Genomic DNA, 7,870 nt, shown 5'->3' on the forward strand with positions numbered 1-7,870 from the left:
CCGAGCCGCCCCAGCGCGCGGTTTAATTATATCTAGACCTTGACGACCAAGCCGCCGGGGGGTTCGGGGTGGGTGGGGTGTCCGAGGGGGGGGGGCGGGGGTCCGGGGTCCGGGGTGCGGGGGTGCGGGGTCAGAGCTCGCGCAGGCGGGGGACGACCCGCTCGCCGACGGCGGCGACCCAGCCGGGCAGGTCCTCCACGCCGCGGGGGCTGACCCACACCTTCGAGATCCCCAGCCGCGCGTACTCCGCCATCGAGGCCAGGAACGCATCGGTGTCGACGAGCGGGTCGGTCCCGGAGATGACGGTGCGCTCCACCTGCGCCGGGTCGCGCCCGACGTCGGCGCAGTGCCGGTCCAGGACCTGCAGCTTGTGGGCCAGGACCTCGCGGCCGGCGTCGAAGAGGTTGCACGCCTGCGCGTGCTCGGCGACCAGCCGCAGGGTCTTCCTCTCCCCCATGCCGCCGATGAGCACCGGCGGGCCGCCGGGCTGCAGCGGCCGCGGGCGGCACAGCGTCTCGGCGAGGCGGTAGTGCCGGCCCTCGAAGGGGCCGTCGTCCTCGCTCCACATCTGCCGGCACACGCGCAGCGCCTCCTCCAGGCGCTCGAAGCGCTCGGCGACCGGCGGGAACGGCACGCCCAGCCCGGCGTGCTCGCGCTCGTACCAGGCCGCGCCGATGCCCAGCAGCGCCCGGCCGCCGGAGAGGACGTCCAGGGTGGCGAGGGTCTTGGCCAGCAGGCCGGGGTGGCGGTACGTGACGCCGGTGACGAGCAGCCCGAGCTGCAGGTGCTCGGTGCGCCCGGCGAGGTAGCCGAGCGCGGTGTACCCGTCCAGCATCGGGTCGGTCGCCGGGGCCATCGACTCCATCTGGAACCAGTGGTCCATGAGGGTCAGGGTCCGGAAACCCGCCTCGTCGGCGGCGCGGGCGGTGTCGGCCAGGCCGGCGGCGATGCGCTCGTCCCCGCCGTAGGGGGTGAAGTCGGCGACGTGCAGGGCGGTGTCCACGGGGGCTCCTCGGGTCGCGGGCCGGTCAGCGGTGCACGGTGCTCATGTCGGGGTAGCGCTCGCCGGCGGTGGCGCCCACGGGCAGCACGGCCTCCAGGCGGGCCAGCTCGTCGGCGGTCAGCTCCACGTGCACGGCGGCGAGGTTCTCCGCCAGGTAGGAGCGGCGCTTGGTGCCCGGGATCGGCACGACGTCCGGTCCCTGCGCCAGCAGCCAGGCCAGCGCGACCTGCCCGGCGGGGACGCCCTTGGCGTCGGCCAGCGCGCGGACCTCGTCGACGAGGACGAGGTTGCGCTGGAAGTTCTCGCCCTGGAAGCGCGGGTTGCTGCGGCGGAAGTCGTCGGGGTCCAGGTCGTCGACGCTGCGGATGGCGCCGGAGAGGAAGCCGCGGCCCAGCGGGGAGTACGGCACGAACCCGATGCCCAGCTCGCGCACGGCGGCCAGGACGCCGTCCTGCTCCACGTCGCGCGTCCACAGCGACCACTCGGTCTGCACGGCGGTGACCGGGTGGGTGGCGTGGGCGCGGCGGATCGTCTCCGGGGCGGCCTCGCTGATGCCCAGGCGGCGCACCTTGCCGGCGGCGACCAGCTCCGCCATCGCCCCCCACGTCTCCTCGACGGGGACGGTGGTGTCGACGCGGTGCTGGTAGTACAGGTCGATCACGTCCACGCCCAGGCGCTGCAGGCTGGCGTCGCAGGCCGCGCGCACGTACTCGGGGCGGCCGTTGACGCGGCGGCCGCCGTCGGGCAGGAACTCGTTGCCGAACTTCGTGGCCAGGACGACCTCGTCGCGCCGGGAGGCGATCGCCCGCCCGACGAGCTGCTCGTTGGTGAAGGGCCCGTACATGTCGGCGGTGTCCAGCAGCGTCACGCCGGCGTCGAGGGCGGCGCCGATCGTGGCCAGGGACTCGGCCTCGTCACCGGTGCCGTAGAAGGCGCTCATGCCCATGCAGCCCAGGCCGAGGGCGGAGACGGTCAGCTCGGTGCCGTGCGCGGCGCTGCCGAGCGTGCGGGTGGGGAAGTCCGTCGAGGGAGCCATGCGGCGAGCCTGCGACTTCGAGCGCGCTCGAAGTCAACCGGAGGCGCCCACCCGCCGCTCGTAGCCCTCGATCTTGGCGGTGATCGCCCCCAGGTGGCCGCTGACCTCGTCCAGCTGGGCCAGGACGCGCTCGCGGTGCGCGCGCAGCAGCGCCAGGCGCTGCGCCTCGGTGCCCTCCCCCGCCCGCACCAGCTCGGCGTACTCGCGCACCTCGCGCACCGGCATCCCGGTGGCCCGCAGCCGCTGCACCACGGCGATCCAGCCCAGGTCGCGCTCGGCGTAGCGGCGCCGGCCGGTCGGGGTGCGCGAGGGGGCGCCGACGAGCAGCCCCTCGGTCTCGTAGTAGCGCAGCGCGTGCGTCGTCAGCCCCAGGCGCCGGGCCGCCTCGGCGATGGTCAGCGACGCCGCGGGTCGCTCGTCGGTGCTCGTCACCGCGCCAGTGTGCCCCGCCGGGGCGGTGCGGTGGCGGGTGCGCCCGGGCGGGGGTAGGACGGGTTCCGGCGGCGCCGGCGGGAGGCCGGCGCCGGACGCGTGCGGAGGGTGGACCCAGGTGGCGATCGCGACGATCAACCCGGCGACCGGTGAGACGGTCCGGGAGTTCGAACCGCTGGGCGAGGAGGCCCTGGAGGACCGCATCGCGCGCGCCTCGGCGGCCTTCGCCTCCTACCGGCTGACGAGCGTGGAGCAGCGGGTGGGCTGGCTGCGCGCGGCCGCCGACGTGCTGGACGCCGACACCGACGACGTGGCCCGGCTGATGACCACGGAGATGGGCAAGACGCTGGCCGCCGCGAAGGCCGAGGTCGCCAAGTGCGCCGGCGCGCTGCGCTACTACGCCGAGCACGGCCCCGCCTTCCTCGAACCCCGCCCGGCGGAGGCGGGGGCGGTCGGCGCGCAGGAGGCCCACGTCGTGCACCAGCCGCTGGGCGTGGTGCTGGCGATCATGCCGTGGAACTTCCCGCTGTGGCAGGCGATGCGCTTCGCGGCGCCGGCGCTGATGGCCGGCAACGTCGGCCTGCTCAAGCACGCCAGCAACGTGCCGCAGACCGCGCTGTACATGGAGGAGCTGTTCCGCAGGGCCGGCTTCCCCGACGACGTGTTCCAGACGCTGCTGATCGGCTCGGCCACGATCGAGCGGGTGCTGCGCGACGACCGCGTGGTGGCCGCCACCCTGACCGGCAGCGCGCCGGCGGGCCGATCGGTGGCCTCCATCGCCGGTGACGTCCTCAAGCCCACGGTGCTGGAGCTCGGCGGCAGCGACCCGTTCGTCGTGATGCCCTCCGCGGACCTGGAGACCGCCGCCGGGGTGGCGGTCACCGCGCGCTGCCAGAACAACGGCCAGAGCTGCATCGCCGCCAAGCGCTTCTTCGTGCACGCCGACGTGGCCGAGGAGTTCACCCGCCTGTTCGCCGAGAAGCTCGCCGCCCTGAAGGTCGGCGACCCGATGGAGGCCGACACCCAGGTCGGCCCGCTGGCCACGGAGTCCGGGCGCAGCGACGTCGAGGAGTACGTGCAGGACGCCGTCGACAAGGGCGCCACCCTCGTCGTCGGCGGGCAGCGGCCCGACGGGCCGGGCTGGTACTACCCGCCGACCCTGCTGACCGGGATCACCCCGCAGATGCGCGTGTACGACGAGGAGGTGTTCGGCCCCGTCGCCGCGCTGTTCACCGTCTCGGACCTGCAGGAGGCGATCGACATCGCCAACAGCCACCCCTACGGGCTGGGCTCGAACATCTGGACCGAGGACGAGGACGAGCGCGCGCGGTTCGTGCGCGACGTGCAGTCCGGGATGGTCTTCGTCAACGGCATGACCACCAGCTACCCGCAGCTGCCCTTCGGCGGGGTCAAGCAGAGCGGCTACGGCCGCGAGCTGACCGACGTGGGCATGTACGCGTTCATGAACGCCAAGACCGTGTGGGTGGGCCCGCCCAGCAGCGAGCAGCGCGAGGGCGACACCTCCACCGCCTCGGAGTGAGCGCGCGCCTCGGCTGACCTGCGCGGGCCGGTTCCCGCGCGGGCCGGTTCCCGCAGGGGTCAGCCGAGGCGGGCGAGCAGGAACGCCTGGTCCTCGCCCTCGGCGCCGCGCGGGCGGCGCACCAGGCGCACCTGCTCGCGCAGGCCCGCGGCCTCCAGGTGGGCGCGCACCTCCTCCGGGGTGGACAGGTACCGGTGCAGCCGCACCTCGCGCCCGTGGCGGCGGTACGCCGCCGAGACGTCGCGGGTGCCCTCCCCGGCCTGGAAGCCGACGAGGACGTGCCCGCCCGGGCGCAGCACCCGGGCGGCCTCGGAGAACACCCGCGCCCGCCCGGCCGGGGGCGTGTGGATGGTGGAGTACCACAGCAGCACCCCGGCGAAGCGGCCGGCGGGGAAGGGCAGCTCGCTCAGCGACCCCACGGCGAAGCGCAGGTCGGGGTGCGCGCGCCGCGCCTGCTCCACCATCCCCGGGGACAGGTCCACGCCCTCCACGGAGCAGCCGCGGTCGGCCAGGTGGCGGCTGATGCGGCCCGCGCCGCACCCGGCGTCCAGGACCACCGGGTCCCCGCCGGCCTGCACCGCCTCCGCGAAGGCGTCGAGGAGCGCCAGGTCCAGCGGACCCTCGGCGCGCGCGTCCGGCAGGTGGGTGGCGTACAGGTCGGCCACGGCGTCGTAGGCCAGGCGCACCGCCGCGACGCCGGACGCGTCCGACGGCTCGTCCACGGGCCGGTCCGGTGGTGGCACCGGCTCATCGTGGCACGGGCCGGACGGCGCGGGGCGGGCGCTGCCGGAGCCGGCGCGCCAGCAGCACCTCGCTGGCGGTGCCCGACAGGTCGAAGGCGGCCAGCCCCGCCGCCCGGCGCGCCGGCACCGCCCCGCGCAGCCCGGCCACCGCGGTGGCGGTGCCGTTGAGGGCGTCGGCCGCGGCCATCGCCAGCACCCAGCCGCGCACCGGGCGCCCGCGCACCAGGGCCGCGGCGGTCCCGGCCCCGAGCACCAGCTCGCGCACGGCCACCGCGCGCGCCAGGCGGCGCGCGCCGGCGGAGGCCGGACGCCCCCACGCGCGGGCGGGGGCGTCCGGGCGGGCCAGGAACCACGCCGCGAAGGCCAGCCGCAGCGCGGCCTCGCCGGCCACGGCCGCGCGCAGGCCCCCGCCCACCCCCGCGGCGGCGCTCACAGCCCGTACTCCTCCAGCAGGCGCAGCCACACCTCGCTGATCGTGGGGTAGCTGGGCACCGCGTGCCACAGCCGCTCCAGTGGCACCTCGCCGACGACGGCGATCGTCGCGGAGTGCAGCAGCTCCGCGACGCCCTGGCCGACGAAGGTGGCGCCCACGAGGACGCGGCGCCGCTCGTCGACGACGAGGCGGGCGCGGCCGGTGTAGCCGTCGGCGGTCAGCGAGGCGCCGGCGACGTTCGCGACGTCGTAGTCGACGACGCGCACGTCCAGGCCCTCGCTGCGGGCCCGCTCGGAGGTGCGGCCCACGGAGGCGACCTCGGGGTCGGTGAACGTCACCTGCGGGGTGGCGGTGCGCGTGGCGGTGGCGGCGTAGCGGGACCAGGCGGGCGCGGGCCCGGTCAGCTCCCCGCGGGCGCGGGCGGCGATCGCGTCGCCGACCACGCGGCCCTCGTACTTGCCCTGGTGGGTCAGCTGCACGCGCCCGGACACGTCGCCCACCGCGTGCAGCCACCCGCCCTCCACGCCGGCGACGAGGCCGTCGTCGCCCACCTCCAGCTCCGCGCCGTCCTGCAGGCCCACGCTCTCCAGCCCGATGCCCTCGGTGGCCGCGCGCCGGCCGGTCGCCACCAGCAGCTCGTCGGCCACCACGCGCGCGCCGTCGCGCAGCACGACGGTGACCTCCCCGCCCGGCCGGGGGCGCTCCACCGAGGCCGGGGAGGCGCCCAGGCGCACGTCCACCCCGTCGGCGCGCAGCGCGTCGGCGACCAGCTCGCCGGCGAAGCCCTCCTCGCGGCCCAGCAGCCCGGAGCGGGCCAGCAGCGTCACGCGCGAGCCCAGCCGGGCGTACGCCTGCGCCAGCTCCACCGCCACCGTGCCGCCGCCCAGGACGGCCAGCCGGCCGGGCACCGCGTCGGCGCCGGTGGCCTCGCGGCTGGTCCACGGGTTGGCGGGCACCAGGCCCGGCACGTCCGGCAGCACCGGCACGGACCCGGTGGCCAGGACGACCGCGCGGCGCGCGGTGAGCGCGGTGGTGCCGTCCTCGCCCTCGACCTCCACCCGGCGCGGTCCGGCGAGGCGCCCGCGCCCGCGCAGCAGGTGCAGCCCGGCGGACTCCAGCCACTCGACCTGCGAGGAGTCGTCCCAGTCGCCGGTGAAGCTCGTGCGGCGCGCCAGCACCGCCGCGGCGTCCAGGCCGCCGGTGACGGCCTGCGCCGCGCCGGGCAGCCGCCGCGCGGCCGCCAGGGCGTGCCCGGGCAGCAGCAGCGCCTTGCTGGGCATGCACGCCCAGTACGAGCACTCCCCGCCGACCAGCTCGTCCTCGACGACCACGACCTCCAGGCCGGTGCGCGAGGCGCGGTCGGCGACGTTCTCGCCCACCGGCCCCGCCCCGACCACGACGACGTCCGTCTCCCGCTCGTGTGTGCTCACGCCCCGGACGGTACGCAGCCGGTGGCGAGCGCACCACGGGTGCGTGTGGTGTGATCGGTCGGTGGGCAGGGGAACCAGGATCGACTTCAACGCCTCCCCGCGCCCCACGCTGGGCGTGGAGTGGGAGGTGGTCCTCGTCGACCGCGGCACCCGGGACCTGGCGTCCTCGGCCGCGGAGGTGATGCGGGCGCTGGACCTGCCCGCCCACGCGGGCGGGCAGCGGGTCACCAAGGAGCTGCTGCGCAACACGCTGGAGATCGTCACGCCGGTGTGCGAGACCGTCGCCGAGGCCGCCGAGGACCTCTCCTCCTCGCTGGCGGCGATCCGCCGGGTCACCGACGCGATGGGGCTGGACCTGGTGTGCTCGGGCACGCACCCCTTCGGCGTGTTCGACAACCAGCTCGTCTCCGACGACCCGCGCTACGACGAGCTGCTCGAGCGCACCCAGTGGTGGGGCCGGCAGCTGCTCATCTGGGGCGTGCACGTGCACGTGGGCATCGACTCGGTGCACAAGGTCCTGCCGATCCTCAACACGCTGCTCAACCACTACCCGCACCTGCAGGCGCTGTCGGCGTCCTCGCCGTACTGGGCCGGCCACGACACCGGCTTCGCCAGCAACCGCTCGCAGATGTTCCAGCAGCTGCCCACCGCGGGGCTGCCCTTCCAGTTCGGGCGCTGGGAGGAGTTCGAGGGCTACGTCGACGACATGCTCGTCACCGGCGTCATCGACGGCCTGTCCGACGTGCGCTGGGACGTGCGCCCCTCCCCCCGCCTGGGCACCATCGAGGTCCGGGTGTGCGACGGCACCCCCACCCTGTGGGAGCTGCGGGCCATCACCGCCCTGGTGCACTGCCTCGTGGTGCACCTGGACGGCGAGCTGGAGGCCGGCCGCGAGCTGCCGACCATGCCGCCGTGGCACGTGCAGGAGAACAAGTGGCGCTCGGCCCGCTACGGGCTGGACGCGGAGATCATCGTGGACGCCGCCGGCCGCGAGCGCCTGGTCACCGACGACCTGGACGACTGGCTGACCCGGCTGGAACCCGTGGCGCGCCGGCTGCGCTGCGAGGACGAGCTGCGCCTGGTCGCGCAGATCCCGCGCCGCGGGGCCAGCTACCAGCGCCAGCGCGCCGCGTTCGAGGCGGCGCGGCGCGCGGGCGCGCAGCAGCCGCTGCTGGCGGTGGTGGACTCCCTGGTCACGGAGCTGCGCGAGGGCTGAGCGGTGCGCGGGGGGCGGGGGCGCCGCGCCCCCGCCC

Annotated in this window: 8 protein-coding genes; 2 read left to right on the forward strand and 6 right to left on the reverse strand. The window is 76.1% G+C overall.

All coding sequences use genetic code 11. The annotated features are described in order from the left end of the window. Positions 1 to 130: 130 nt before the first annotated feature. Genes ACRYR7_RS22925 through ACRYR7_RS22935 form a run of 3 tightly spaced genes read right to left on the reverse strand, consistent with a single transcriptional unit; the run spans position 131 to position 2,471 of the window. The gene (locus ACRYR7_RS22925) at positions 131 to 1,003 is read right to left on the reverse strand and encodes an LLM class F420-dependent oxidoreductase (RefSeq protein ID WP_432574458.1); all 873 of its coding nucleotides are present in this window, start codon (positions 1,001 to 1,003) and stop codon (positions 131 to 133) included. Positions 1,004 to 1,028: 25 nt separating this feature from the next. Then, entirely contained in the window at positions 1,029 to 2,039 is a 1,011-nt protein-coding gene (locus tag ACRYR7_RS22930; protein WP_432574459.1) for an aldo/keto reductase, read from the reverse strand. A gap of 33 nt (positions 2,040 to 2,072) precedes the next feature. Continuing rightward, complete coding sequence (locus ACRYR7_RS22935; protein ID WP_432574461.1) at positions 2,073 to 2,471, reverse strand: MerR family transcriptional regulator; 399 nt, start codon at positions 2,469 to 2,471, stop codon at positions 2,073 to 2,075. Between the two features lie 118 nt (positions 2,472 to 2,589). Between ACRYR7_RS22935 and ACRYR7_RS22940 the strand changes: the two genes are divergently transcribed. Further along, on the forward strand, positions 2,590 to 4,011 hold the full coding sequence (locus ACRYR7_RS22940; RefSeq protein ID WP_432574463.1) for an NADP-dependent succinic semialdehyde dehydrogenase: 1,422 nt from the start codon (positions 2,590 to 2,592) through the stop codon (positions 4,009 to 4,011). A gap of 59 nt (positions 4,012 to 4,070) precedes the next feature. On the opposite strand, the gene ACRYR7_RS22945 is transcribed toward ACRYR7_RS22940, so the two are convergent. Genes ACRYR7_RS22945 through ACRYR7_RS22955 form a run of 3 tightly spaced genes read right to left on the reverse strand, consistent with a single transcriptional unit; the run spans position 4,071 to position 6,617 of the window. After that, a complete protein-coding gene (locus ACRYR7_RS22945; protein WP_432574465.1) occupies positions 4,071 to 4,754 on the reverse strand; it encodes a class I SAM-dependent DNA methyltransferase in 684 nt (227 codons plus the stop codon). 4 nt (positions 4,755 to 4,758) lie between these two features. Next, a complete protein-coding gene (locus tag ACRYR7_RS22950) occupies positions 4,759 to 5,187 on the reverse strand; it encodes a hypothetical protein (protein ID WP_432574467.1) in 429 nt (142 codons plus the stop codon). Continuing rightward, complete coding sequence (locus ACRYR7_RS22955) at positions 5,184 to 6,617, reverse strand: dihydrolipoyl dehydrogenase family protein (protein WP_432574469.1); 1,434 nt, start codon at positions 6,615 to 6,617, stop codon at positions 5,184 to 5,186. Before ACRYR7_RS22955 ends, ACRYR7_RS22950 begins: the two co-directional genes overlap by 4 nt. A 61-nt stretch (positions 6,618 to 6,678) precedes the next feature. Between ACRYR7_RS22955 and ACRYR7_RS22960 the strand changes: the two genes are divergently transcribed. Next, complete coding sequence (locus tag ACRYR7_RS22960) at positions 6,679 to 7,833, forward strand: glutamate--cysteine ligase (protein ID WP_432574470.1); 1,155 nt, start codon at positions 6,679 to 6,681, stop codon at positions 7,831 to 7,833. Positions 7,834 to 7,870: the final 37 nt, after the last annotated feature.

The organism is Kineococcus gurbantunggutensis, assembly GCF_050871925.1.
Taxonomy (GTDB): Bacteria; Actinomycetota; Actinomycetes; order Actinomycetales; family Kineococcaceae; genus Kineococcus.

Bases quoted from the DNA above. Each gene is read 5' to 3' on its own strand.
- ACRYR7_RS22930 (WP_432574459.1), bottom strand. From the start codon at position 2,039: ATGGCTCCCTCGACGGACTTCCCCACCCGCACGCTCGGCAGCGCCGCG.